Genomic DNA, 26,962 nt, shown 5'->3' on the forward strand with positions numbered 1-26,962 from the left:
GGGCTTTTTTTACATGTTCAAATTAGTTAGCTAACGCTTTAACTTGAGCATTTAAACGGCTCTTATGACGAGCAGCTTTATTTTTGTGGATGATGCCTTTATCAGCCATGCGGTCGATTACAGGAACAGCTTTTTTGTAAGCTTCTGTAGCAACAGCATAATCACCACCAGCGATTGCACTTAAAGTACGTTTGATGTAGGTACGAACCATAGAACGCAAGCTTGCGTTGTGTTTACGCGCTGTAACGTTTTGACGCGCACGTTTTTTAGCTTGAGCAGAGTTTGCCACTCTTGCACTCCTTGAAAATAAGTTGGTCTGGGCGGGCTGTGGTCAATTCAGTAAACTGGTGTAACCATCACCAGCCCGTAAACAAGTGCCATATTGTGATGAATCAACACCGTGAAGTCAAGCCTTGCGAGCATTTTAAGCGGTTTTAGGGGCTGCTAAAACGGTAAGAAAAGGTTAAATTTGATACAAACTTAAAGAGGGTTGGATAAAAAATGACTATAAGTACTAAAAAAGCAATTGTGATAGGTGCTACGGGGCTTGTGGGTTTAGCGCTTGTCGAACAGCTTGAGCAAACACCAGAATTTGAAGCGATTACTGTTGTGGTGAGAAAAGAATCACAACTACTTAATACATATAAAAAAGTTACTCAACTCGTTATAGAGGATTTTTTATTGCTCAATGATGAAGATGTGAATGGCCATACCCATGCATTTAGCTGTCTTGGAACGACATTAAAATTGGCAGGCTCAAAACAGGCTTTTTACGCTGTGGATTATGAAATCAATGCTCATTTAGCAGATTTAGTACAAGATAAACATATTCATCTATTGCTAGTGAGTGCCCTTGGAGCAAATGCAAATTCTCCAATTTTCTATAATAAAGTGAAAGGACAGTTAGAAGATTATATTGAGAGTTTAGAACTCGAAAAACTATCAATTTTTAGACCGTCTTTACTGATTGGTAAACGCAGCGATGTACGGTTTATTGAAGACTTAGGACAAAGTCTATTTAAACTTATCGAGAATAAATTTCAAAAGCCATTCAAATATAAGCCAGTAACTGCGGAGCAATTGGCTCATACGATGGTCGTAGCGGCGCTAACGCAAATTGAAGCCTTTAAACGATATGATAATCTGAGCATACAACAAACTCGATAAGGGAGTATTAAAGTGTCAACAGTACCATTTGTAACATGTGATTTATTAGATGATAACCCTGAAAAAGACTTACAGGTTGTAATCCCATCAATGGATGGCAAGTTCTTTCAAAGTTATGGAGCACGTAAAACTTTTGGGGGGCAGGTTGTAACAGTAAAGTGCTTTGAAGATAACTCACGTGTAAAAGAGTTATTGGCAACAGATGGTACAGGTAAAGTATTAGTTGTTGATGGTGGTGCATCTATGCGCTGTGCACTTATGGGTGATTTGATTGCTGAGTCAGCAGTTAAAAACAACTGGAATGGTGTAGTGATTTACGGTTGTGTACGAGATGTTGATGCAATTGCGACCTTAGATTTGGGAGTACATGCATTGGCTGCAATTCCGCAAAAAAGTAATCGTAAGGGCATTGGTGAGGTAGATATTAATTTGTATTTTGGTGGAGTCACAATTCAATCTGGTGATTTTATCTATGCTGATAATAATGGGATTGTGATAGCAAAAGAAAAATTAGTCTAATTCTCTAATATAAAGGAAGGCACGATGGTGATTCATCAAATTAAAGTACTTCAAGCAGTTGTATCTGCAATTGCTGAAGGTGGTAGAGGTGTTTCAGGAACAGCATTTCCGCAACAGCCTGTAAAGGCTTTGAAATTATATGAATTTGAAGGTTCACCATTTTGTCGTCGCGTTCGTGAAGTGATTACACTTTTGAATCTGGACGTTGAAATTTATCCATGTCCTAAAGGTGGAACAAAGTATCGTTCAGTTGTAAAAGAAAAAGGCGGTAAATTACAGTTTCCATTTTTAATTGATGAAAATACTGGCGATCAGCTATATGAATCACAGGATATTATTCATCATTTATTTAAACATTATGGTAAGACCGGGAAAACACCGCAGAAATTTTCGAGTTACCCAAACATGCCTTATGTTGCAGTTGCAGGAACTATATTAAATGGAGCTCGTGGAATATGGATAAATAAAAAAATTGTTAATAGAGCTTCACCTGAACAAAAACTTGAGTTATGGAGTTTTGAAGCAAGTCCGTATTCACGAATTGTAAGAAGTCTACTCTCTGAACTTGAGCTACCATATATTTTGCATAATGTGGCAAAAGAGAGATGGCAAGATATGGGACCTGCTATTCTTCGCTTAAAACCGGGTAAATATATACCTTTAGAAGGTGGAAAAAGGGAAAAGCTATTACCGATTATGCAGGATAAAATGCAGGTGCCGTATTTGGTAGATCCAAATACGGGAGTGAAGATGTTTGAGTCAGCTCAAATCGTAAAGTATTTAAAAAAGCAATATGGACGTTGAGTGAGGTTAATTTGAGTAAGAGTTTAAGGCGTTTTACTTAAACTCTTATTAACATCAGATTTCTTAACAGCTTGTATGAAAAAAATATGAGTATGCTAAATTAATAAGCTTAAATACCTAACAAGGCATATTTTATGGAATGTATGAGAATTCAACCTGTAACGAGTGCTGCTGGTGAAAATGCATTATTTATTGTATTGGGACTAGCTCAAGGTGATTCTGTAATAGAAGAAGTAAAAGATTTTGCTGCTAATTTTTCAGCACTAACCAGAAGTTTAACTAACCGTTATCCAGATAGTAAATTTAATGCTACTTTAGGTTTTAGCTCCAATGCATGGGATATATTATTTCCAGAGCAATCCAAGCCTCAAGAGTTACAACCATTTCAAGAAATTAGAGGTCCGAAATACACGGCTGTCTCAACTCCAGGTGATTTATTTTTTCATATACGTGCTGATCGTCAGACTTTATGTTACGAGCTGGGCAATATAATTAATCAACAGCTTGGTAAGGTAACTTATCCAATTGATGAAGTTCATGGTTTTCGTTATTTTGATGGGCGTGCAATTATTGGCTTTGTGGATGGGACTGAGAATCCTGAACCTGTTATTGCAGCGCAGTGGGCGTTAGTAGGCGATGAAGATCCTGATTTTATCGGGGGAAGTTATGCTTTTATCCAGAAATATACACACGATATGGACAAATGGCGTTCATTAACTGACGAAGAGCAAGAAAAAGTGATTGGCCGTAAAAAGTTCAATGATGTTGAGCTCGGCGATGATGAAAAACCTTTAACTGCTCATAATGTGGTTAGTAAAGCTCATGATGCGGAAGGTAATGAACTTAAAATTATGCGAGCTAATATGCCTTTTTCAAATCCTTCTAGAAATGAATATGGCACATTCTTTATTGGCTACTCGCGTAAATTTAGTACAACCCGACAAATGCTTGAGAACATGTTTCTAGGCAACGAGCATGGTAACCTAGATCGGTTACTTGACTTTAGTACTGCTCAAACAGGTACTTTATTTTTTGTACCGACTGTAGATTTTCTTGATGATTTGGGCGATGAATAGTCGTTAATTTAGAAGACTTAAATGATGGAAGGGACTAGATACTTCCATCATTTAAATTGAAATAAATATGATGTGATGAAATGTTTAAAAAGATAACGCAGCTTTTTCAAGGCTCGAAAGAGACACCTGAACAAATTTACTTGCAAGAGAACCAATTAAAATTTGATTCTGAACGTGGGCCTATCATTAATGATGTATTGATTAATCAGAAATGGTCAGAGCATCTGGAATATTTCTCAAACCGTAAATTACAGAATTTTGATAATCTTCAAAAGTTATTTCAAATTACGCCACAAATTAATGAAAAGATTGATCTAGAAATTGCAACACAGCGTTATGTTGCAAGATTAGAAAATACTCAAGAAAAACTACTTCAACTCAAAGCGATTATACAAATATTGAATCAATATTACGTTTTGTTTTTGCGTGATAAATAATCATAGTTGATTGATTAAAAAATATAAAAAGTAGGGCCAACTAGTAGTTTGATTTTCAAAAAAATAACTCATTTCACTAAAAACATCATGCTACTATTGAGCTCATATCTTCTTAGCTGATAAAAGCCATATACATGTTTCAACAAGAAATCTCTCAATTGAATTTACAACAGCTCAAAGCCGGTGAAAAGCGTTGGGTAGGGTCGTTATTAGGTTCATCTGCTGCATTATTATTCAAAGAAATTGCAATTCAGCATTCATCTTTGCTCGTTATAGTAGCTCGAAATAACCAACATGTTGCTCAGTTAGAAAGTGAACTTGAATTTTATGGCATAAAACCGACAATTTTCCCTGATTGGGAGATTTTGCCGTATGACCGTTTGTCACCTCATCAAGATATTGTTTCAGAACGTCTCGCGATTTTATCCAATATGCCGCAAAAAGGTGTATTGCTCATTTCAGCAAGTACTTTAGCTCAAAGAGTTGCACCCTATTCTTGGGTTTTAGGTGAGCATTTTGATATACGTGTGGGGCAAAAATTTGATTTAGAACAACAGAAGCTACGTTTAGTACAAGCTGGGTATCATTTAGTAGATACAGTTTACGACCATGGTGAGTTTGCTGTACGTGGCAGCATTATGGATATTTTTTCATCTGGTCAGGATGCACCTATCCGTATTGACCTGTTTGATGATGAAATTGATACATTAAAATTCTTTGATCCAGAAACACAAAGAACCACCACAACTTTAAAAAGTTTTACAGTTCTTCCCGCGAAAGAGTTCCCATTAAAAGAAGCTCGTTCCATTTTCAGAGATCGTTATTCTGAACTTTTTCCGACCGCAAATCCTAAGAAAAACCCAATTTACCAAGATGTTCTTGATGGAATCGCATCTCCGGGAATCGAGTTTTATTTACCGTTATTTTTTGATAAAACTCAAATGCAATCTCAAAGTACACTTACAACGTACTTTCCAAAGAATTGCATTGTAATTACAAATAATGATGTGGATACTGATTTAACCAGTTTTTGGAAAGAAGTTTTTCGTCGCTATGAAGATAGGCGCCATAACGCAGACCAGCCAATTCTCCCTCCTGATGAGTTATTTATTGCACCAAATAACTTACTAAGTGCCTTAAATCAGTTCCCACGTATGCTTGTGAGCGCTGAAGCAGTTGAAGAAAAAGTTGGGGCTCTAAATCTTAAGGTTGAGCAACCACCTAAGTTGCCAGTTGATCCGAAAAAAGACAAACCATTTGCGGTAGTTAAAAAATATATTGATGAAGCAAATCATCCTGTTTTATTGGTTGCAGAAAGTGCTGGTCGACGAGAAAGTTTAAGAGATGGTTTGCGTGCCAGTCTGGGAGATATTCCTAGTGTAGATAGTTTTGAGCAATTCCAGAAAAGTCAGTTTGCGATTGCGATTACGAATGCGCCATTAGACCGTGGTTTGCTTTTAACCGATCAATTGTCGGTTATTTCGGAAAATCAGTTATATGAGCATCGCGTAGTTCAACGTCGTCGTAAACGTCAGCAAGAAGTTTCAGAAGAGTTTCTAATTCGTAGTTTGACCGAATTAAGTATAGGCGCTCCTGTTGTTCATATCGATCATGGTGTTGGGCGTTATGCTGGATTAATTACTTTGGCAATTGAAGGCCAAGATTATGAATTCTTGCAACTAGACTATGCTGAAGAGGCAAAAGTTTATGTGCCTGTGACCAACTTGCATCTGATTAGCCGCTATAGTGGCGGGGATCCAGATTTAGCTCCATTACATAAAATTGGAACTGACGCATGGAGTAAGGCTAAACGTAAAGCTTTAGAACAAATTCATGATGTTGCAGCAGAGTTGCTACATATACAAGCACGTCGTCAGTCGAAACCTGGTTTTGGCTTTGAAGTCGATCAGTCGCTTTATATGCAATTTGCGAGTGGATTTGCGTACGAAGAAACACTTGATCAAGCCAATGCTATTGAAGCGACGCTTTATGATATGCAACAAGCTAAACCGATGGATCGACTTGTTTGTGGGGACGTTGGTTTTGGTAAAACAGAAGTTGCGATGCGTGCGGCATTTGTTGCGGTGCAAAATGGTAAGCAAGTCGCTGTATTAGTACCGACGACATTACTTGCTCAACAGCATTATGAATCTTTTAAAGACCGTTTTGCCGATTGGCCTGTTCGTATCGAAGTACTATCACGCTTTGGTTCAAATAAAACCCATACGAAAAATATTGAAGACCTTGCTGAAGGCAAAGTCGATATTGTGGTGGGCACCCATAAACTTTTACAAGAAAATGTACAGTTTAAAGATTTAGGCTTAATGGTGGTCGACGAAGAGCACCGTTTTGGGGTGCGTGATAAAGAGCGTATTAAAGCATTACGTGCAGATGTAGATATGTTAACGCTTACAGCTACACCAATTCCACGTACGCTTAATATGGCTTTTTCGGGAATGCGTGATTTATCTATCATTGCTACACCGCCAGCCCGTCGTTTAGCTGTTAAAACCTTTGTACAAGAACATACCGAAGCATCTATTAAAGAAGCGATCTTGCGTGAGTTACTACGTGGTGGTCAAGTATACTTCTTGCACAATGAAGTTGATACGATTGAGAGAGCAGCTGAAAATATTCGTGTGCTTGTCCCTGAAGCTCGTGTAGCCGTCGCACATGGACAAATGAGGGAAAGAGAACTTGAGCAAGTCATGCAACAGTTCTACCACAAAGAATACAATGTATTGGTATGCTCAACCATTATTGAAACCGGAATTGATGTTCCAAATGCCAACACTATTTTGATAGAAAGGGCTGACAAACTTGGTTTAGCTCAATTACACCAACTACGTGGCCGTGTAGGACGTTCACACCACCAAGCTTATGCCTACTTATTGGTTCCTTCCATAAAGCATTTAAAAGGTGATGCTGAAAAACGTCTAGATGCAATTCAACGTGCTTCAACTCTTGGTGCTGGTTTCATGCTGGCTACAGAAGATTTAGAAATTCGAGGCGCAGGTGAGCTTTTAGGTGAGCAGCAAAGTGGCTCAATGCAGGCAATTGGATATAGCCTATATATGGAAATGCTGGAAAAAGCTACTAAAGCGATTCAGCAAGGTAAAACACCGAATTTTGATGCGCCTTTATCATTAACTGCAGAAATTAATTTACACATTCCTGCACTGATTCCAGATGAGTATCTAGGTGACGTGCATCAGCGTTTATTATTCTATAAGCGTATTAGTAATACAGATACCCAAGAAAAGCTCGACAATATCCGTATGGAGCTTATTGACCGTTTTGGAGTTCCACCGCAATCAGTTAAACACTTATTTAGTGTTCACCAAATTCGACTGAAAGCTGAACAGCTAGGGATTACTAAGATCGATATTAATACGCAAGGTGGCAATATTGAATTCTCGCCTGATACACCTGTTCAGGCCATTAGTATTATTCAACTCATGCAAAAGCATCCAACCTATTATCGTATGGAAGGTGGTCAACGTTTAAAGGTTATGGTTCAGCTTGAAGAACAGGAAAAACGGATCCAATTTATTAATGATTTGTTAGCGAAATTATTGAATGAATTACATGCTTAAATAGTGTTTTAAAGTGATTTTCATTCCATATAAATTCTTTGTATGTTGATAACAGAGTTTTATGCACGATTTCTCGGTCTGTTGGGGTAATAAGTGCATAAAATCATTGTTATTTGTAATCAAACCAGACACTAGCAATACTCACATCAAAACTGATGTGATAGTATTAGCCATTATTGTTTATTGTCATTTATAAAAGATATGTTTAGTTTGCATCCACAACTTGCTCAAGATACTTTTTTTGTAGGCGATTTCCCGCTTTCAACATGTCGTTTAATGAATGATATGCAATTCCCTTGGCTGATTTTAATCCCTCGTGTGCCGGGAATCACAGAATTATATGAGTTGAGCCAAGCTGACCAAGAACAGTTTTTACGTGAATCAAGTTGGTTATCTAGCCAGCTATCTCGTGTATTCCGCGCTGATAAAATGAATGTTGCCGCTTTGGGAAATATGGTGCCTCAATTGCATTTCCATCATGTGGTACGTTATCAGAATGATGTTGCATGGCCTAAACCAGTATGGGGTACACCTGTGGTTCCTTATACAAATGATGTGCTGGCTCATATGCGTCAAACTCTTATGCTTGCGTTACGTGGTCAAGGTGATATGCCATTTGATTGGCGCATGGACTAAATCAATGCAATGCCACATTTATATGAATGTGGCTACATTGAGGTGTGGAGGATAGGGTGCAATTAGAGAGGTTTATCGATAGAGAGCCCAAGCAGTTTGCATATTTTCATCGTTTGATGGGATATTCAATTCTGTCCTTAATTTTAGTGATCTATGCTTTTACCTCACCTAATACAAATTATCAGATCTATGTTCCACCTTTTTTCCTATTCTTGCTTTTTATTAGTTCGAAGTTAGAACATTGGCTTCAGTACCAATTCGATAAAAAAACTCAAAAAAGTGTTTTCTTTGCAATCGATGCAATTGTTGTAGCTGTTACCTTAGCAGGTCTGCATCTCAATTTGGTGCCTACATTTATTGCACTTTTTGCATTATTTTATTCAGCAATTAATAGCCGTATTTCTTTCGCAGTCATTTGTTTGACCAGCTTGTTAGGCGCGATTATTTTTTATTTAAGTACATTCTTTTTATTTGGTTTTTATACATATTTTGAGCCTACTAGCCAAGAGTTGACTGTAATTACACTTCTTGGCTTGGTTATGTTTATTACCATCGGAAACTACTACCAGCATCGTTGGGTAAAAAAAATCAGTCAGCAGCGTCAACATTACTATGACCAAATGACCCGCTATATTGCTTTTGCTAATCAATTAAGCCGTTATGCGCCATTACAGTTATGGCAGTCTATTATGCGCGGTGAGGCTGAAGCAAAGATTGAATATAAGCGTAAAAAAATGACAGTGTTTTTTTCTGATATTCAGGGTTTTACAGAGTTATCAGAAACTTTAATTCCAGATGATTTAGCATTCTTGCTTAATGATTATTTAAGTCATATGACGGAAATCGCTAAACAGTATGAAGCCACAGTCGATAAATTTATGGGAGATGCCATCCTGATATTTTTTGGTGATCCAAATTCACAAGGTGTGGAACAAGATGCCAAAGCATGTGTAGAAATGGCAATCGCTATGCGTCAGCAAATGAAATTGTTGCGCGAGCGCTGGAAAAAGATGGGTTACTCAGCATTGCATATCCGAATGGGTATTAGTACTGGTTATTGCCACGTAGGAAATTATGGGGCAACCCATCGTATGGCTTATACGATTGTGGGTCGTGATGTAAATTTAGCGGCTCGTCTGCAATATGCTGCTGAAATAGATGAAATCTTAATTTCAGACGATACTTATCAATTAATCAAAAGTGATTTCCTCTGTGCTCCAAAAACACCGATTTATCTAAAAGGTATTCAAGGTGCGGTAAAGACATGGCAAGTGATGGAGAAATATACAGGGAATAAGTCAGATCATCAGCAATGGTTTGATTATGAGTATAAAGGCTTTCATTTGGTACTTAACTTAGAAGAAGTACAAAACTATGAATATCCTGAATTAGTAGAAGTGCTTGAGAAAATGATTCAACGAATTAAAGTTCAACAAACTTTAGTGAATACTCAAGGTATAGCGCAGTTAAGACTTGAAGATGAAGTTAAGCCTTTACAAATAGACCAACAAGATTAAGTTTAGAGTTTATAAAATATAAAAAAGCTGCTTTTAAAGCAGCTTTTTTATTAACACGATTAATGATTTTCTGAAGCATGGTTAATTGTATATTTAGGAATCTCAATTTCTAAATCTTCATCCACAACTTTTACTTGGCATGAAAGGCGAGAATCTGGTTCAAGACCCCAAGCTCGATCTAAAAGATCTGCTTCAACATCATCCATTTCTTCTAGGCTATCAAAACCTTTACGAACTACTACGTGACATGTTGTACAAGCGCATGACATGTCACATGCATGTTCGATTTTAATTCCTCGATCCAGCAAACTTTGACAAAGATTTGCATTCTGTTCAACTTCAAATTCTGCACCTTCAGGACAAAATTGAGCGTGAGGAAGTACTTTAATGCGGGGCATATTGATCACCTATACCTTTAGTTTGAATTTGACCAATCTTCAAGTTTTGTACCTTTTAAGGCGTGGTCAATATGTCGATTCATACGTAGTGCAGCAAAAGCATCACTATGTACTTTAAGTTGTTCTACAGATTTTTCAATCGCTTGAATATCATTGCCATCAAGTTGTACTTTAAGCATATTTTCAGCGGTTTTAAGTGCTTCGAGCTGCTCAGCATTGAGTAAATCAGCATCAACTTTCAAAGCTTGTTCTAATGCTTCAAGCTCACGTTGAGCTTCAACTTTGGTTTCTTTTAAATGACGCAGATTTTTGTCTTCTTCTGCGTGTTGGAAACCTTCAATTAATAAGCGTTCAGTGTCAGACTCTGATAAACCATAAGATGGTTTAATATCAATTTGAGCTTGTACACCTGAAGTTGTTTCACGAGCTGAAACGGTAAGCAAGCCGTCTGCATCTACCTGAAAGGTAACTTCAATACGTGCTTGACCAGCAGTCATTGGGGGAATGCCATGAAGAACGAATCTTCCTAACGATCGACAGTGTTCGACTAAATCTCTTTCACCTTGAACTACATGAATCAGCATGGCAGTTTGGCCATCTTGATAAGTAGTAAACTCTTGGCGGCGAGCAACCGGAATAGCTGTATTACGAGAAATAAGACGCTCTACTAATCCACCCATGGTTTCTAAGCCAAGGGAAAGAGGAGTAACATCTAAAAGTAGCGAACCGTCTTGGCTGTTTCCAATTAATTGATTTGCTGTAATAGAAGCACCAATTGCAACTACTTCATCAGGATTAATCGTGCAAAGTGGTTCTTGGTTAAACACATTACGAACTGCTTGCTGAACAGCATACGAACGGGTAGAGCCACCAACTAAAACAACATTTTGAATATCTGATAATTCAAGTTTTGCATCACGTAAAACACGTTTGCAAACACTGATTGTTTTGTCTAAAGCAACTTGAATAATGCTCTCAAAGGTTGAGCGATCAAGTGTTAGTACATTTTCAACTAGTTTTAATTGAACTGATTCTTGTGTAGAAAGTTGTTCTTTCGCTTGGCGAGCAGCAACAATAAATACTGCATAGCTCTCATCACTTAGCGTATCAATATTTAATTGTTTTTTAGCCCATTTAACAATGAGACGATCTAAATCATCACCACCTAAAGCAGTATGACCACCTGTAGCTAATACTTCAAAGACACCTTGTGAAAAACGTAGGATTGATACGTCGAAAGTACCACCACCTAGATCATAAATCACATAGTTATGATCTGTAGCTAAATTTGTTTCTTGATCTAAACCATAAGCCACAGCAGCAGCAGTTGGCTCATTTAATAGGCGTAATACATTCAAACCAGCCAGCTGTGCAGCATCGCGTGTTGCTTGACGTTGTGCTTCATCAAAATAGGCTGGAACAGTAATTACCGCTCCATTTACTGGGTTTTGTAAGCTTGATTCAGCACGTTCTTTTAGTTGTTTTAAAATTTCAGCTGAAATTTCAACAGGTGTTTTGCGGCCAGAGCGTGTCTCGAAAGCTGGCATCTCATTTTCAGAACCCACTAATTCATACGGGTGTTGAAATTTGATATCTGCTTTTGAGCGTCCCATAAAACGCTTTACAGAAACAATTGTATTTTTTGGATCAGCAATAATGAAAGGTTTCGCTTCTTCACCATAATGAGTGACATCATTTCCATAATGCACAATAGAAGGAAGAAGTCTTCTTTCTTTTTCGTCGTTAAGGACTTTTGGTTTGCCTGATAACACTGTCGCAACTAAAGAATGTGTTGTTCCTAGGTCGATACCAATCGCAATGCGGTGTTCATGTGGGGCACTGGATTGACCCGGTTCAGCAATTTGCAAAAGTGCCATGAGTTAAATCCTTTGAATATAAATTGGAAAAAGCAAATTAAAAATCATCATCTAAATCAAAGTTGTCTTCATCATCCAACATTTGATCTTCTGCTTTTTCAATATCGTTAAGAACGCGCTGAAAGAAACGTAATTTACGTACAGTATCTCGAGCTTCGCCCCAATCTTCATCTGAGTAGTCAATTTTAAATTCGCGAACTAAGCCCTCAATCCACTGAAAAACTTCTTGCTTAAGAGTACTTAAATGCTCTTGTGAAGTTGCTTCATCAAGTTGCTCACGAAGCTCTAGAGCTGATTGTAGGAACTCAAAATCGCTAATGGATTGATCAAGGTGGTGATCTTGCTTTTTTAACGCTAATAGATAAGCAGCGCGGCTATCTACTTGCGAAAGTATTTTAAAAGCTTGATTGATTTCACTTGATTTGATCAATGCCTGATCTTTATCTTCTGCTTTATCTGGGTGATATTGCTGCTGCAAACTTAAGAAACTAGATTTTAAGCTCGCCAAATCGATATCGAGTTCTACGGGTAAATTGAACAACTCAAAATGATTCATTAGAAAGGAGGTCCACATTAATTAAATACATTAAAACAGTGCTATAAAAAGTCACTGTTTTAATGAAAAGGATGTAAGGAGAGAGGGAGTTATACAGTGAAAGACTCACCGCAACCACATTCACCTTTTTTGTTGGGATTGTTAAATTCGAACCCTTCGTTAAGGCCATTCTTTACGTAATCCATTTCTAAGCCTTCTAAATAGACAAGACTTTTTGGATCTACAAAAACCTTAACGCCAAATTGTTCGAAAACTTGGTCATGTTCATCGACAGAATCAACAAATTCGAGAACATAAGCCAACCCAGAACAACCAGAAGTTTTCACACCCACGCGAATGCCTTCACCCTTACCTCGATTTTTAAGGTAATTGTTAATATGAGTCGCAGCATTTTCAGTTAAATGAATCATGAAAACTCCAACGTTTACAATGGTAACAAATTAAGCTTTAGATTTTTTACTGCGGTAATCATCAATCGCAGCTTTAATTGCATCTTCAGCTAGTACAGAGCAGTGAACTTTTACTGGAGGAAGAGCAAGCTCAGTTGCGATATCAATATTTTTGATCGCTTGAGCTTCATCAAGAGTCTTACCTTTTAACCATTCAGTTACAAGTGAGCTTGATGCAATTGCAGAACCACAACCATAAGTTTTGAAGCGTGCTTCTTCAATCACACCACTATCATTTACCTGAATTTGCAAACGCATCACGTCGCCACATGCAGGTGCACCCACCATGCCTGTACCAACATTTTCAGAGTTTTTATCTAAAACACCAACATTACGTGGGTTTTCGTAATGATCAATTACCTTTTCGCTATAAGCCATTTCGCTTCTCCAAACCTCGGGGTCAGCCTAATATTAATATGAGGGTTAAAACACTAATTTCAATAATTAGTGTTCTGCCCATTCAACTGTAGAAAGATCGATACCTTCTTTGTACATATCCCAAAGCGGAGAAAGTTCACGTAATTTCTCAACAGCGGCTTTGGTAATTGTAAGCACGTGGTCAATGTCTTCTTCAGTTGTGTATTTACCAAAACTAAAGCGGATTGAGCTGTGTGCTAGCTCATCAGATAAACCTAATGCGCGAAGAACATATGAAGGCTCTAAAGTTGCAGAAGTACAAGCAGAACCACTTGATACTGCAGCATCTTTAAGCGACATCATTAAAGATTCACCTTCAACAAAGTTGAAGCTAACATTTAAATAGTTTGCAACGTTTTGAGTTGGGTGACCATTTAAGAACACTTGTTCAAGGTCTTGTAAACCGTTCCAAAGTTTGTCACGAAGTTTACGGAGACGCTCTTGTTCTGCATGCATTGTTTTGCCTGCAATCTCAAAAGCTTCACCCATACCAACGATTTGGTGAGTAGCCAAAGTACCAGAACGCATACCACGTTCATGACCACCACCATGGATTTGTGCTTTTAGGCGAACACGTGGGCTACGACGTACATATAATGCGCCGATACCTTTTGGACCATAAATTTTATGAGCAGAGAAACTCATAAGGTCAATTTTCATCGTAGATAAGTCGATATCAACTTTACCAGCTGCTTGCGCTGCATCTACGTGGAAAAATGTTTTGTTGGCACGTGTTAATTCACCAATCGCCGCTACATCTGTAACTGTACCAATTTCATTGTTTACCATCATAAGAGAAACAAGAATAGTATCTGGGCGAAGGGAAGCCTTAACCATTTCAGGAGTAATTAAACCTGTTTGTGGTTCTGGCTCTAAATAAGTAATTTCAAAACCTTGTTCTTCTAATTCACGACAAGGATCCAGAACAGCTTTGTGTTCAATTTTACTTGTAATAATATGTTTGCCTTTAGATGCATAGAATTGAGCTACACCTTTAAGGGCAAGGTTATCTGATTCAGTTGCACCAGAAGTCCAAACGATTTCACGTGGATCAGCTTTAATTAAATTTGCTACTTGCTCACGTGCATATTCAACTTTTTCTTCTGCCTGCCAGCCATAAGCGTGTGAACGAGACGCAGCATTACCAAAGGTACCGTCGAAAGTTAAACACTCCATCATACGTTCTGCAACTTGCGGATCTACTGGAGTGGTTGCTGCGTAATCAAGATAAATTGGACGTTTCATATCAAATACCTGTACCCGATAAAAGAGCTGAATCTGTGCCAGTTACATTTTGGCGTAATGCAACAGTTTGAACGTTGTCTCGGCTAATGAGGTCGGCAAGAGAGATTTTTGCTAAATAGTCGGCAATATGATGAGAGAGTTCTTGCCATAAATCATGAGTGAGACACATTGCACCATTTTGGCAATTACCTTTATGGTCACAACGTGTTGCATCAACCGTTTCATTTACAGCTTCAATAATTTCTAACACAGTAATTTCATCAGCATTTCGAGCCAAATGGTAACCACCATTTGCACCACGAACACTAGAAACTAACCCATGACGCTTAAGTTTTGCGAATAACTGTTCTAAATAAGCAACTGAAATGGATTGGCGTGCGGCAATTTCGGCGAGCGTGATCGTTTGTTCAGTTGGCTGCAAAGCTAAATCAAGTAGAGCAGTCACTGCGTAGCGACCGCGAGTTGTAAGGCGCATGATTCGATACACATGTTAAGACTAGATAATAGGATTTTATGAATCCCGACTAAAATAGTCAAGTTTTTTTATTTTTAATTCAAGTGTAGGAACAAAATAGAAAAATAAATTAGGCAACCCACAAATTATATATGAAATAAACAATAAATATTAGGCTAATTATACCAAAGGAGAAGTTAATATTTCGTTGACGTCGTTGTAAGCGATTAATTCGATTTTGATATTGTTTAATTTCCACGTGAAGGGAGTTGATCTCTGATCTTTGTTGATCAATTTTCTCAAGTAATGGGGCGATTCGTTTACGTGAAGCAAGGGTTTCAGCTTCATCATCTGGGGTGTTAAACCACTGCTTCCAGTCAACTAGCAATTTTGGAAGAGTCACATGAGAAATTAAATCTAAAAGTTCCTTTTTCGTTTCCTCATCACCATCAATACGCATATTTTTTAGACTGCGTTGATTAGAAAATCCGAAAATTTTAATTAGATCAATAAGCGTACTATTGATCTCAAGATCAATACGTCTATCAAAAGAGTGAATATCGAATAACAAACCTTTTTCTGTAAATTGAACATAGAAATCAAAGAAAGGTAAATAGCTATTAATACGAATCGTTGTTTTGTTCAAAATAAACTTTTTCGCTTGCAAGCGAAGGGCACCATCGTGGGTGAGAATAAATGAAAAAAAAGTTTCTAAGATAATTAGAACAATATTTAGCAACAGACGCGGATGTTTTTGTCTTTGTTGCGTTTCACTCATAAAAGTTTATCCTTAGAAATAGCAATTAACTGAAGAATGGGACATCCTATCCCAAACTTAACACAATGTCGTGTTAAATATATTTACATGACTTATTTGCTTTGTAGAACAGTTTTGTAAATGGATCAAGTCTTTACTTTGATATTATAGAAATATTTTGTGGTCAAATCAGTCATCATTTCTCTCATCTGATTAGGAGTTTAGATTAATGGATAATGCAAATATAGATACCCAGATAGAAGAGTCGGAAGAAAAAAATAAATTAAAATCAAAAAGTTCAAGAAAATCAGCTTTGGATTTTAGGAAGTATACTAAGCAAATTTGGTTAGCTGGATTAGGCGCTTTTTCTCGTGCGGAAGAAGAAGGAAATAAGCTGTTTGATTCCTTAGTTAAAGTAGGTGAGGAGCTAGAATCAAAAACTGGAGACTTAGCAGACAATACTGTCGGTAAGGTCACAGAAAAGGCAAAAGAGTCTGTATCTGAAACAAAAGACAGAGTAGAAAAGATTCTTGATACGAGTGTTAATCACTCTTTAAATCGTATTGGATTGGTGACACCGAAGGATTTACAACATATCGAACAGTTGCTTGTACAACTGCATATTAAGGTGGATGCTTTAATAGAAGAAAATCAACAGTTGAAAGCAAAATTGAATAAAAAGTAAAAAAATGTTGGGATTTAGCAAATATATAACAGTTTTTTAGCATTTATTTTTGCTAAAAGCCCTGCTCTAGTATTGCGTTTTCCCCTAAAGCATTGCTATAAAGGCGTCATGGCCTTTTAAACTATAGCCTTGGACCTTAAACAAACGATATTAAGAGGATGTTTTATTCATGAATAAATCAGAATTAATCGATGCAATTGCTGAAAAAGGGGGAGTATCTAAGACTGATGCAGGCAAGGCACTCGATGCGACAATTGCGTCAATTACTGAAGCACTTAAAAAAGGTGACACAGTAACTTTAGTTGGTTTTGGTACTTTCAGTGTTAAAGAACGTGCTGCACGTACTGGTCGTAACCCAAAAACTGGTGAAGAGCTTCAAATTAAAGCAACAAAAGTACCTAGCTTTAAAGCTGGTAAAGGTCTTAAAGATTCAGTAGCTTAATCTTTTAAGATGAATAAACGCGCCAGAATAGGCGCGTTTTTTATTAAATATCTGAATTGACCAATATTGCTCATTCATTGATTGTGGTTTTTCAGTTAAAATTCTCCTCGAAATAAAATATTGGAATACTTATGGAATCGTTTCGTACAGTCATTAAGGGTTGGCTCGGCAAAGTCCTTCTAATTTTGTTTTTGACCCCTTTAGCACTTGTAGGTATTGAAGGATATTTTAATAGGGGAAACAAGGCTGATGTTGCTAAGACAGTAAATGGCCAAGAAATATCTAAAAAAGACCTTGAAACTTTAACTCAGTCTTACAAAGAACAATATTTAGCTGCTGTTAAAGGGGATGAGAGTTTACTCAATTTGCCTGTTATTCAGGCTAAGGCACTCGATATTTTAGTGTCACGTAATTTATTGATACAGCAAGCTGAAAAATTAGGTATCTCTCTGAGTGATGCTCAAATTGAGCAAATGTTAGCTCAACAGCCTAGTTTGCAAGAGAATGGTCAATTTTCACAAAAACTTTATGAAAACTACTTACGTTCGATTGGCATGACGAGTCAGGGGTTGATATCAAGCCTACGTCAAGATCATGCTTTGAAAATGTTAACATCAACATTTACTGACTACTCATTAGTAAGCAAAGTTGATCTCATGCAAATTGCGAATTTGCAAACTGAACAACGTACATTACATTTAGCTAGCATTAAATTAGATGCTTACAAAACAGGTTTAACTGCTTCTAATCAAGAAGCTACAGATTATTATAACAAGCATCAAGGTGAGTTTAAGCAACAGGCTTCGGTTGATGTTGATTATGTTGTATTGTCTCCTTCAATGATAGCGAAACCAGCCCCTGCAACTGAGGCTGAACTTCAGCAAGCATATGCTAAGTTTGTTGAAACTCAGAAAAAAGATGCTAAGCGAACTGTGAAGCATATTTTAATTACTACTGATGCTCGTGATGATGCAGCGGCTCAAAAACTGGCAAAAGAAGTTTATGCGAAAATTCAGGGTGGTCTTTCATTTGCACAAGCTGCGGCACAGTTCTCTGAAGATCCTAGTTCAAAAGCAAAAGGCGGTTTAGTTGAAGCATATGCACCAGGTGTTTTCTCGGATGCATTTGATAAAACTGTTTTAAGTTTGAAAAATGGACAAGTTTCACAGCCAGTAAAAACACAATATGGTTATCATATTATTGAAGCAGAAACTCAAGCTAACCAAATCCCTTCATTTGAAGCTGAGAAGGCTCGTTTAACTGCTGAGGTTGAGAAGAATAAAGTTGCGACCGTTTATTCAGATACCGTAAATAGTTTGAATGAAACGATTGTTGGCAATGATTCTTTAGAAGCTGTTGTCCAAGAAGTAAAAGGTACAAAAGTTGAATCATTAAATGGTGTAACTTTAGCTACTCAAAATCCATATTTAAGTGATCCAAGCGTCAAAATTAAATTATTTAATGATGATGTGAAGAATGGTGACCGTAATACTTCCTCTAATATTCAGTTAGCGAATGGTGATACGGTATGGGTTAAAGTACGTGATTACCACGCAGCTGGTGTAAAACCATTAGCGCAAGCGATGAATGAAGCAAAAGCAAAAGTTATCGATGAAAAAGCGCGTAAGGCTGCTCAAGCAAAAATTGCTACTATGTTGACTGAGTTTAAAACTCAACCTGCAGACCAGGTGGTTGCTAAAAACAAAGTCGCATTTGAGTCAGCTGGTGTGTTTACTCGATCACAAGGTTTAAAACGCGAAATTGAACGTGCTGCATTTAGTTTGGCTACACCTAAGCCAGGTATGTGGTCTGTTACAACAGCAAACTTACCAAATGAGCTTGTAGTAGTTGCAGTTTCAAATGTAAATTCATCAGCTGTAAATGCCATTCCTGCCGATCAGTTACAACAGTTAAAACAACTTTATCGCCAATCACGTGGTCAACAAATATTGGAAGATTACAGCCAATATTTAAAATCACATGCAAAAATTAAATAATAATTTGATCAAATAAAAAAAGCGCTTCGGCGCTTTTTTTATTTTCTATTAATCGAGATGATGTTCGATATATTGCTGTCGATATTGTTTAGGTGATAAATCAAAAATTCTTTTAAAGGCCTGACTAAAAGCAGTCTCGGATGAATAGCCGACTTTGTTTGATATTTGCTGAATTGAAAAATTACTTGTGCGTAGATATTGGCTAGCTAAGCGGAAACGGTAATGTTGCAAATAAGTGAGAGGTGGTTCCCCAATAATACTATTAAATAGATTTGCAAATTTTGAACGGGACATACAGCATTGTTCTGCTAAAGACTCAACTGTCCAAGCAACTTCTGGTTGGCTGTGAATAGCAGATAGGGCATTACTCAATTCAGGGTGGGTTAATGCACTTAGCCAGTTTTGTTGATCTGTCATTTGTTGAACATGATCACGAATGCATTCAATGAGAAGAATACTGACTAAATGATCAATAATTTTGTCATGTCCCGGCCTGATTTTTTGAGTTTCAATCGCTAAAAAATAAAGCCCAATTTGTAGCCATTCGGGTGGGTTGGTTTGATTTTCATGTTGAATATGCATGATAGAAGGCAATGCATTAATCAAAGGGCCTGCCATATGAGTATCAATCTGACAGCGCAAACAGAGCAATAAGGTTGTATCTTGAGAGGAGGTGCCAAACTCAATAGCGTCTTGTCTATGACCATTAAAAAACGAAGTAATATCTATTGAATCTACTAGTTTATTCGCTGTTGATTTTGAGTCAGTGGCACTATGTGCTTTTCCAGAAGGTATTAAAATAATATCTCCTGCTGTCGCAATTATTTTTTCTGAAGCATTAAGTTGAATATATACTGAACCAGTTAAAACAATATAGGCAAGTAAAGCAGATTGATCTTGTGTTTTAAAAGCCCATTCTCCTTGAGCTTTTAAATAGATGTATTCAGACTTATTGAGGTGAATATCATCAAAAAACTTACTTAGTGCATCCATGTTTATATGATCAATCATTATTTTATTAAAATTATAGTGAGCTATAAGAATAGATCAACATGTGTTTTTAGGACAAAAAAGTGGAAGAAAATGCCAAAGACTTTGAAATAGGTTTTTTGGACGGTTACTACTGTTAAGTAATTAGTATTTCTTTAACTATATAGATATATAGAAAAAGGAAATATGACTATGAATGCACCAGTAAATGTTCAGCAAGAACTTATGCCAGTGCTAGCGTCTATGCGTGAGATAGATCGTAAGCGCTATTTATGGATGATTAGTCCAGCTCTACCTGTAATTGGTTTAGGTATTTTAGCTGGTTACCATTTTGGTCCACGCCCATTAAAAAAAGTTTTCGCTTTAGGTGGTCCACTATTATTACATGTGGTGATTCCAGCAATTGATACGATTATTGGGAAGGATGCACGTAATCCAACTGATGAAGAAATTAAACTCCTTGAAAAAGATCCGTATTACTCACGTCTTGTGAAGAGTTTTATTCCACTGCAATATGCTGCAAATGTTTATGCATGTTATTTAACAAGCCGCAAAAGCACGTCATTTATTGATAAAATTTTGCTCGGTGTTTCGATGGGGGCGATTAATGGTATTGCGATTAATACAGCCCATGAATTAAGCCACAAACATGATCGTATTGATCATATTTTATCTCATCTTGCTTTGGTTCCTACTGGTTATAACCATTTCCGTATCGAACATCCTTATGGACACCATAAACGTGCAGCAACTCCTGAAGATCCTGCTTCTTCACGTATGGGCGAAACATTTTATGAGTTCTGGCCACGTACAGTTGTAGGGTCTTTTAAATCTGCAATTGAAATCGAGAAAAATCGTTTAAAACGTAAAGGAAAAGAGTTCTGGTCAGCAGATAATGAATTATTACAGGGCTGGGGAATGAGCGCTGCTTTCCATGCTTCTATGGTGGGAATTTTTGGTAAAAGCACAATTCCATATTTAGCGACACAAGCATTTTATGGCATTAGTCTTTTTGAAATTATTAACTACATTGAACATTATGGTTTACTACGTCAGAAAAAAGAAAATGGTCAATATGAACGTACAATGCCAGAGCATAGCTGGAATAATAACAACGTTGTAACAAACTTATTCTTGTACCAATTGCAACGTCACTCAGATCATCATGCTTATCCGACTCGTCCATTCCAAGCATTGCGTCATTTTGATGAGGCGCCAGAATTACCAAGTGGTTATGCAAGTATGTTACTGCCTGCGTTAATTCCTTCGTTGTGGTTCAAAATGATGGATAAACGAGTTTTTGATCACTATAAAGGTGATTTGAACAAAGCGAATATTTCATCAAAACGACGTGCAAAAATTTTTAAGAAATTTGGTGTGGTTGATAAATCATTAGAATCAACATCTACTGAATAAATAGAAAGTTTATTTCTTAAAAGTAAAAGCCCTTTAGTATTTTGACTAGAGGGCTTTTTAAATTTTGACTTATATAGAAAATAAAGGGAGCTTTGAAACTCCCTTTAGCTATTATTTTAACTCACTCGATGATTTGCCAAGCTCACGACGTGCAATAATCAATTGTTGAATCTGCTGAGTACCTTCAAAAATATCAAGGATTTTTGAATCACGTGCCCATTTTTCAAGTAACTCATCTTCGTTATAGCCAACACTTGCTGCTAACTCGACACATTTTAAAGTGATCTCGTTACCAACACGACCTGCTTTTGCTTTTGCAATAGAAGCTTCTTTAGAGTTTGGCTTTTTGTTATCAGCCATCCATGTTGCTTTTAACATGAGTAGGCGAGCAGCTTCCCATTCAGCTTCCATGCGATAGATTTGTGCTGCAAGGTTAGAAGCATGCAGATAGGGGGTAGAATAGTCAGGGTCAAGCTGATCTTTAAAGATCTCTTTAATACGTTCTAGTGAAGCTTTAGCGCAACCGATTGCCATTGCTGCGACCAAAGGACGAGTATTGTCAAAAGTTTCCATTACTCCAGCAAAACCTTTAGCAACATCTACTTCAGCATTGCCCAAAAGGTTCTCTGCAGGTACACGGCAGTCAATAAAACTAATCACAGCCGTATCTGATGCTTTAATTCCTAATTTATGTTCAAGGCGCTCAACCTTCATTCCAGGCGTACCTTTGGGTACGACAAATGATTTAATAGCTGCTCGCCCAAGTTTACGATCAAGCGTGGCCCAAACAACAACAGAATCAGCACGTTCACCAGAGGTCACAAAAATCTTTTCACCATTTAGAATGTAGTCATTACCATCTTTGGTTGCAGTGGTGCGGATCGCGGCAGAGTCAGAGCCGCATCCTGGTTCAGTAATTGCCATTGCTGCCCATGTTCCGTTGAACCGCTCTAATTGCTCATCATTTGCAACAGCAGCAATAGCTGAGTTTCCAAGACCCTGACGAGGCATACTCAGTAATAAGCCTGTATCGCCATAACACATCTCAATAATTCCAAGAGCGGTCGACATGTTGGTTCCGTTACGAATACCTTCATTGTCGGTATCACCGCGCTTTCCAGCTCCTGCAGCTCCAGCATTAATACCTTCGCCACCTTCATTCATGCCATCAATGAGAGAGGCAAGCATATCAAGTTCTTTTGGATATGCATGCTCAGCTTTATCATATTTACGAGAAATAGGGCGTAAAACATTGATCGCAACATCATGTGCTTGATCAATCATCATTTTGAATTTTTTAGGATTTTGTAAATTCATTAAAGTATCCTCTGATTGATCATTTAAGCATGTAAGCCAGATTGTAAAATTGCAGTAGCCCGTAAATCGCGGTACCAACGTTCAACTGGATGCTCTTTTGTGAAGCCATGTCCACCAAGAATTTGTACACCATCTGTACCAATTTTCATGGATTTTTCAGCACAAAGTATCTGTGCTAAGTAAGCTTCGCGGTGAAATGGTTTGCCTGACTCAGCAAGGCTTGCGGCATTTAAAACCAACATACGCATTGCATCAATTTCAATAGCCATATCTGCAATCATGAAAGCGACACTTTGTCGATGAGAAATAGGTTCACCGAACGCAGTTCGTTCATTGGCATATTTAATACAGTAAGCTTTTACAGCTTCACATGTACCTACAGCCATTGCACACCACATTAAGTTGCCTAAATCTACAAAGGCTGTGTAATCAAAGTCTGTTGCACCTAATCGTAGAGCAGGTGTGTGATTAAAGTGAAGTGTTGCTGTTTCTGTGGCTTTAAGCCCCATGGCTGAAGTGTTTTTAATAGAAATAGTTTCGTTGCTCTGCACGACAAATACATCTGGCTTACCATTAAAGTCTGCACTTACTAAAAATACATCAGCTAAATCACCTAAAATCACTAATGTTTTTTCACCATCAATAAAAAATTGATTATTTTCAAGTGATGCTTTGGTTTTTAAAGTGTAAGGATTAAATGCTGGAGTTGCTTCTTGTACAGCAAAGGTTGCTGTAATGTCGGAGTCTTCCGCAAAACATGCTAGATACATCGACTGAACTTCGGCAGACCCCCAACGTGTGATTGCATTGATAACGCTAAACGTACTGAGTAATCCTGCTGTAAGGCTAAAATCACCTTCAGCTAGTTTCTCAGCAATTAATAAGTTACTAACAATATTTTGTTCGGTTGCGACACCACCTAATGCCTCTGGAAGTGCATAGTAGTTAAGTCCTAAATCTTCAACATATTGCCAAAGACTTTCAGGAAATTGAGCTTCCTGATCAGCATCATGAGCCAACCCTAATAAAACTTCTTTAGCAAATTGAGACATTGCCTCAGCAGTCATTTGTTGTTCTTCAGTTAGACTTAAATCAAATAAATTTTTTTGTTGGCGAGGTAAACGTTGTTGTGAAATTTGCTTGGGCTTAAATGCTTTTTGAGTCTGCGTTAATGCTCTAAAGCCAGCTTTTGAACCTTGATAAAGAGATTTTTCAACAAATTTACGCAACTTGAGTTGATCAAGTACATCGCTTCCAGCCAATCTTGTAATCAGCGATAAACCCAAACCCTGAGCTTTATTGATCATACTTGTCATGATTATGGTGTCCTAACACATTGTTATTGTTTTATGCTGACACGCCTTATATTAAAAAACTATGTCGTTACTGACATTAGAAAAATGAGTAGATAAATGGTAAATACAAAATAATAAAAATATAAGTTTTTGATTTTATTTATTTAAAGTAATTTCAATATTGGGCGAGTCGAGAAGGATTGACTAGAATGACATGGAATCATTCTAGTCATTCATTAAATCAAGCAAAGTTACGAATCATACGTCGCACATTGGTTTTTGCATCAATAACCGTCATAAATGTGTAGGCTCCAATGAATTTACGGCTAATAAACATAAATTCTTTTGGCGGGACTGAAAAATAACGTGAAGCCATTGATTTACTGGCTTGTTGCATAACACGGCTATGGAGCTGGCTTTTCTTCCAGTCATAACGTTCGTGTTCATCCATAAGACCAGCAGGCATATCTGGGTTATTTCCAGGAGTACTGAATGCTTCCGTCGCAAGTAAAAAGACATCAGCCATACCTGGTTTAATACTTTCAGGCATTGCATCAAAGAACTCGTAACCAGTCATGGCCTTTACCATCGCATCTTTATTATGTTGATAACCTGCCTGAATGAGTTGACGGGCAACTGATAGCAAGTGTTCATCAAACTGGCGAATAGCACCAAAATCTAATAATACAATTTTGTCCTGAATATCTTGGCCATTACCTAAACGCACAAGGTAATTACCAAAGTTAGGGTCAGTCTGCATTTCGCCCCATTCAAAAATTTCACGAACCGCAATCTCTAATGATGCTTCACCGAGTTGATTACGACGTTCTTGAGGTAATGACAACATCACAGGGCTATTAATTGGCACACCACGTTCAAAAGTCATGCAGAGTACTTGATTTGTGCAATATTCATCTACAATTGTAGGAACAATATAGCGCTCATCATCTTTTAAGCGTTCACCAAAGCGACGAGTAGTGGCAGCTTCTACATCATAGTCAACTTCGCGATGCATCATTTCACGTACTTCATCAAACCACTGATCAAATTCACGAGTTTGTGGAACCATACGCGTCAGTTTAAGCATGTTTTTAAACAAGCTCATATCGGAGTCAATAGCATTTGCAACGCCCGGATATTGAATCTTTAAAACTAACTCTAAACCATCTGATTTACGCGTTGCACGGTGTACTTGTGCGAGAGAGGCCGTACCAATTGGCTCATGATCAATTGTTAAATCATTTAATTTAGCGCCCAATTGCTCTTGAAGGTGCGGCTTAATTGCAGGCCAATCTAAAGCAACTGTCTGGTTATTTAAGGTGTTTAATGCTTGTGTAATTTCTTCAGGTAAAAAATGTTCACCATAAAGGGCCATCATTTGGCCAATCTTAACAATAGAACCCTTAAGTTTACCTATTTCAGAAACCAGATAATTAGCTTGCTCGCTCATCGCTTTTTTGCGTTTCTTTTCTTTTTCTTCCTCATTAGAAAATAAAGAAGAGGCACTTGCAGTTGCCCAACGTGTTCCTGCAAGTAAAGAAGCTTTCGCGATTGATAAGCGTCGATCCATGGAAGAAGTTTTTAAACTCTTAAGCTTATCTTTCTGATTTGACATGAAAATAGAATCCTATGCGCATCATGCAGCCAAACGCTGGTGATCTAAAATTGTAACGAATATTACATGTTTTGAGCGTATTAAAATAGTTCTCTCAGACTGAATGATCAGTCGAAATGGCTATCTTTATTTCATTAACTTTAAAATAGCCTAAGCAATTTTAAAATTTAAGAAACTTACAGCGTTCAGGTGAGTAAAACTAGGGTAAAAAACGGATCTTTCACAAAAACTTAAATTACATTTTAAATTGGATCTTTAATTCAGACTTCTGCATTAAGTGAAGGCGATTGGACTGAATATGCTGTAATAACATTTGTTTGACTGAATCATGCATAAAACCAAGTGCATGAGCTTTTACAATAATAATGCTGGGTAAGGTATAGAAAAAATACTTAACATCCTCGAGTGTTGCGTTATTAAAGATGCCTTGTTCAATTAACGTCTGCTGTAAAAACTGCTTTTCATTTAAGACATAATCTGAAGATTCATCCCAAAAACGGTGACGCATAGCCATCAGATTGTTGTGTTTATAACTCATAAAATTGTCAGCTCAGACTTAAATTTAAATAAAATATATGGAGTCGAGCCATGAATATCAAGTTGAGATTATTTTTTATTCAGTTGCTGTTTGATTTTTTATGTAATTCTTGTAAATAGCCTAAGCAAATTTAAAAATTTTTCTAAAAAAACTATAATCCAAATAATTTCATCTATAACACTACTTATTATGACTCCTGCATGTAGACTGTTAAAAAGTAATAAAATCGAATTTTCTATTCATGAATATGAACATGATTCAAATGCCAAAAGTTTTGGATTAGAGGCAGCTGAAAAACTAAATTTAGATGTAAGGGAAGTATTCAAAACCTTAATGGTGAGTGATGATAAGAATTTTTTTGTTGCAGTATTGCCAGTTAATCACCAATTAAATTTAAAAAAAGTGGCTACGGCGTTTGGCTGTAAAAAATTGCAAATGGCCAATCCAAAAGACGCAGAACGTTTAACAGGGTATTTGGTTGGAGGGATTAGTCCGTTAGGTCAAAAGAAGCGCTTAAAAACCGTTATTGATGCATCTGCACAAGAGTTCAGCAAAATCTATGTGAGTGGAGGGAAACGGGGACTAGATATTGGCTTAAACCCTAAAGATCTAGCTCAACTCTTAAATGCTCAATTTGTTGATGTACTAGATTAGTAAAATAAATCTCTTTCTTATGTCATTAAATTAACTAATTTTAAGATAGGTAGTATTAAATCAAATTTTTTAATAAAAACAATTCTCATTATTATTTATATTTAGTAT

At 37.2% G+C, this 26,962-nt stretch carries 27 protein-coding genes; 13 read left to right on the forward strand and 14 right to left on the reverse strand.

Annotated elements, in window-relative coordinates; translation table 11 throughout:
- Positions 1-22 precede the first annotated feature (22 nt).
- Positions 23-289 (reverse strand): 30S ribosomal protein S20, encoded by a 267-nt coding sequence (rpsT, locus tag HJG58_RS07930; RefSeq protein WP_002117906.1) that lies wholly within the window; start codon positions 287-289, stop codon positions 23-25.
- A 212-nt stretch (positions 290-501) separates the two neighbouring features.
- Between rpsT and HJG58_RS07935 the strand changes: the two genes are divergently transcribed.
- The 8 genes from HJG58_RS07935 to HJG58_RS07970 all read left to right on the forward strand — a co-directional run bounded on the left by HJG58_RS07935 (position 502) and on the right by HJG58_RS07970 (position 9,752).
- Positions 502-1,167, forward strand: coding sequence for an NAD(P)H-binding protein (locus HJG58_RS07935; protein WP_032034910.1), 666 nt, complete (start codon positions 502-504; stop codon positions 1,165-1,167).
- A 12-nt stretch (positions 1,168-1,179) separates the two neighbouring features.
- Positions 1,180-1,686 carry a ribonuclease E activity regulator RraA gene (rraA, locus tag HJG58_RS07940; protein ID WP_060465720.1) on the forward strand — a complete coding sequence of 169 codons (507 nt, stop codon included), beginning with the start codon at positions 1,180-1,182 and terminating at the stop codon, positions 1,684-1,686.
- Positions 1,687-1,710: 24 nt separating this feature from the next.
- The gene (locus tag HJG58_RS07945) at positions 1,711-2,490 is read left to right on the forward strand and encodes a glutathione S-transferase N-terminal domain-containing protein (RefSeq protein ID WP_170248500.1); all 780 of its coding nucleotides are present in this window, start codon (positions 1,711-1,713) and stop codon (positions 2,488-2,490) included.
- Between the two features lie 143 nt (positions 2,491-2,633).
- On the forward strand, positions 2,634-3,566 hold the full coding sequence (locus HJG58_RS07950) for a Dyp-type peroxidase (RefSeq protein ID WP_170248606.1): 933 nt from the start codon (positions 2,634-2,636) through the stop codon (positions 3,564-3,566).
- An 80-nt stretch (positions 3,567-3,646) separates the two neighbouring features.
- Entirely contained in the window at positions 3,647-4,003 is a 357-nt protein-coding gene (locus tag HJG58_RS07955; RefSeq protein ID WP_086264580.1) for a hypothetical protein, read from the forward strand.
- A gap of 134 nt (positions 4,004-4,137) precedes the next feature.
- Complete coding sequence (mfd, locus tag HJG58_RS07960; protein ID WP_170248501.1) at positions 4,138-7,599, forward strand: transcription-repair coupling factor; 3,462 nt, start codon at positions 4,138-4,140, stop codon at positions 7,597-7,599.
- A gap of 201 nt (positions 7,600-7,800) precedes the next feature.
- Complete coding sequence (locus tag HJG58_RS07965; RefSeq protein ID WP_170248502.1) at positions 7,801-8,235, forward strand: HIT domain-containing protein; 435 nt, start codon at positions 7,801-7,803, stop codon at positions 8,233-8,235.
- Between the two features lie 56 nt (positions 8,236-8,291).
- A complete protein-coding gene (locus HJG58_RS07970; protein ID WP_170248503.1) occupies positions 8,292-9,752 on the forward strand; it encodes an adenylate/guanylate cyclase domain-containing protein in 1,461 nt (486 codons plus the stop codon).
- Between the two features lie 59 nt (positions 9,753-9,811).
- Here the strand turns inward: HJG58_RS07970 and fdx are convergent, their stop codons facing one another.
- From fdx to HJG58_RS08010, 8 genes are all read right to left on the reverse strand, one after another.
- On the reverse strand, positions 9,812-10,150 hold the full coding sequence (fdx, locus tag HJG58_RS07975) for an ISC system 2Fe-2S type ferredoxin (protein WP_002117947.1): 339 nt from the start codon (positions 10,148-10,150) through the stop codon (positions 9,812-9,814).
- A 17-nt stretch (positions 10,151-10,167) separates the two neighbouring features.
- The gene (gene hscA, locus HJG58_RS07980) at positions 10,168-12,027 is read right to left on the reverse strand and encodes a Fe-S protein assembly chaperone HscA (RefSeq protein WP_170248504.1); all 1,860 of its coding nucleotides are present in this window, start codon (positions 12,025-12,027) and stop codon (positions 10,168-10,170) included.
- A gap of 37 nt (positions 12,028-12,064) precedes the next feature.
- On the reverse strand, positions 12,065-12,583 hold the full coding sequence (gene hscB / locus HJG58_RS07985; protein ID WP_170248505.1) for a Fe-S protein assembly co-chaperone HscB: 519 nt from the start codon (positions 12,581-12,583) through the stop codon (positions 12,065-12,067).
- Positions 12,584-12,672: 89 nt separating this feature from the next.
- Positions 12,673-12,993, reverse strand: coding sequence for an iron-sulfur cluster assembly protein IscA (gene iscA / locus HJG58_RS07990; RefSeq protein ID WP_017386859.1), 321 nt, complete (start codon positions 12,991-12,993; stop codon positions 12,673-12,675).
- Between the two features lie 30 nt (positions 12,994-13,023).
- On the reverse strand, positions 13,024-13,410 hold the full coding sequence (gene iscU, locus HJG58_RS07995; RefSeq protein WP_002117907.1) for a Fe-S cluster assembly scaffold IscU: 387 nt from the start codon (positions 13,408-13,410) through the stop codon (positions 13,024-13,026).
- A gap of 66 nt (positions 13,411-13,476) precedes the next feature.
- Positions 13,477-14,694: an IscS subfamily cysteine desulfurase gene (locus HJG58_RS08000; protein ID WP_170248506.1), complete on the reverse strand. Its 1,218-nt coding sequence runs from the start codon at positions 14,692-14,694 to the stop codon at positions 13,477-13,479.
- 1 nt (position 14,695) lies between these two features.
- Positions 14,696-15,169, reverse strand: a complete 474-nt coding sequence (locus tag HJG58_RS08005; protein ID WP_002117915.1) for an Rrf2 family transcriptional regulator — start codon at positions 15,167-15,169, stop codon at positions 14,696-14,698.
- Positions 15,170-15,278: 109 nt separating this feature from the next.
- The gene (locus HJG58_RS08010) at positions 15,279-15,926 is read right to left on the reverse strand and encodes a hypothetical protein (protein WP_170248507.1); all 648 of its coding nucleotides are present in this window, start codon (positions 15,924-15,926) and stop codon (positions 15,279-15,281) included.
- 208 nt (positions 15,927-16,134) lie between these two features.
- Here HJG58_RS08010 and HJG58_RS08015 point away from each other — a divergent pair, with 208 nt between their 5' ends.
- The 3 genes from HJG58_RS08015 (at position 16,135) to HJG58_RS08025 (ending at position 19,029) form a co-directional block, all read left to right on the forward strand.
- Entirely contained in the window at positions 16,135-16,590 is a 456-nt protein-coding gene (locus HJG58_RS08015) for a phasin family protein (protein ID WP_086264586.1), read from the forward strand.
- A 169-nt stretch (positions 16,591-16,759) separates the two neighbouring features.
- Complete coding sequence (locus tag HJG58_RS08020; RefSeq protein ID WP_001043034.1) at positions 16,760-17,032, forward strand: HU family DNA-binding protein; 273 nt, start codon at positions 16,760-16,762, stop codon at positions 17,030-17,032.
- A 131-nt stretch (positions 17,033-17,163) separates the two neighbouring features.
- Positions 17,164-19,029 (forward strand): SurA N-terminal domain-containing protein, encoded by a 1,866-nt coding sequence (locus HJG58_RS08025; RefSeq protein ID WP_086264587.1) that lies wholly within the window; start codon positions 17,164-17,166, stop codon positions 19,027-19,029.
- A 48-nt stretch (positions 19,030-19,077) separates the two neighbouring features.
- On the opposite strand, the gene HJG58_RS08030 is transcribed toward HJG58_RS08025, so the two are convergent.
- Entirely contained in the window at positions 19,078-20,022 is a 945-nt protein-coding gene (locus HJG58_RS08030; RefSeq protein ID WP_046812626.1) for a cupin domain-containing protein, read from the reverse strand.
- A gap of 189 nt (positions 20,023-20,211) precedes the next feature.
- Here HJG58_RS08030 and HJG58_RS08035 point away from each other — a divergent pair, with 189 nt between their 5' ends.
- Positions 20,212-21,435: an alkane 1-monooxygenase gene (locus tag HJG58_RS08035; protein ID WP_170248508.1), complete on the forward strand. Its 1,224-nt coding sequence runs from the start codon at positions 20,212-20,214 to the stop codon at positions 21,433-21,435.
- 111 nt (positions 21,436-21,546) lie between these two features.
- Here HJG58_RS08035 and HJG58_RS08040 read toward each other — a convergent pair whose 3' ends face one another.
- The 4 genes from HJG58_RS08040 to HJG58_RS08055 form a co-directional block, all read right to left on the reverse strand.
- Complete coding sequence (locus tag HJG58_RS08040; protein ID WP_033849928.1) at positions 21,547-22,752, reverse strand: acyl-CoA dehydrogenase family protein; 1,206 nt, start codon at positions 22,750-22,752, stop codon at positions 21,547-21,549.
- Between the two features lie 23 nt (positions 22,753-22,775).
- Positions 22,776-24,059 carry an acyl-CoA dehydrogenase family protein gene (locus HJG58_RS08045; RefSeq protein WP_170248607.1) on the reverse strand — a complete coding sequence of 428 codons (1,284 nt, stop codon included), beginning with the start codon at positions 24,057-24,059 and terminating at the stop codon, positions 22,776-22,778.
- 229 nt (positions 24,060-24,288) lie between these two features.
- Positions 24,289-25,662, reverse strand: coding sequence for an ABC1 kinase family protein (locus HJG58_RS08050; RefSeq protein WP_170248509.1), 1,374 nt, complete (start codon positions 25,660-25,662; stop codon positions 24,289-24,291).
- 235 nt (positions 25,663-25,897) lie between these two features.
- Positions 25,898-26,200 carry a hypothetical protein gene (locus HJG58_RS08055; RefSeq protein ID WP_005076193.1) on the reverse strand — a complete coding sequence of 101 codons (303 nt, stop codon included), beginning with the start codon at positions 26,198-26,200 and terminating at the stop codon, positions 25,898-25,900.
- A gap of 189 nt (positions 26,201-26,389) precedes the next feature.
- On the opposite strand from HJG58_RS08055, the gene ybaK reads away from it, so the two are divergent.
- Complete coding sequence (gene ybaK, locus HJG58_RS08060; RefSeq protein ID WP_046812631.1) at positions 26,390-26,854, forward strand: Cys-tRNA(Pro) deacylase; 465 nt, start codon at positions 26,390-26,392, stop codon at positions 26,852-26,854.
- Positions 26,855-26,962: the final 108 nt, after the last annotated feature.

The organism is Acinetobacter geminorum (genome assembly GCF_013009345.1).
In the GTDB taxonomy this organism is placed as follows: Bacteria; Pseudomonadota; Gammaproteobacteria; order Pseudomonadales; family Moraxellaceae; genus Acinetobacter; species Acinetobacter geminorum.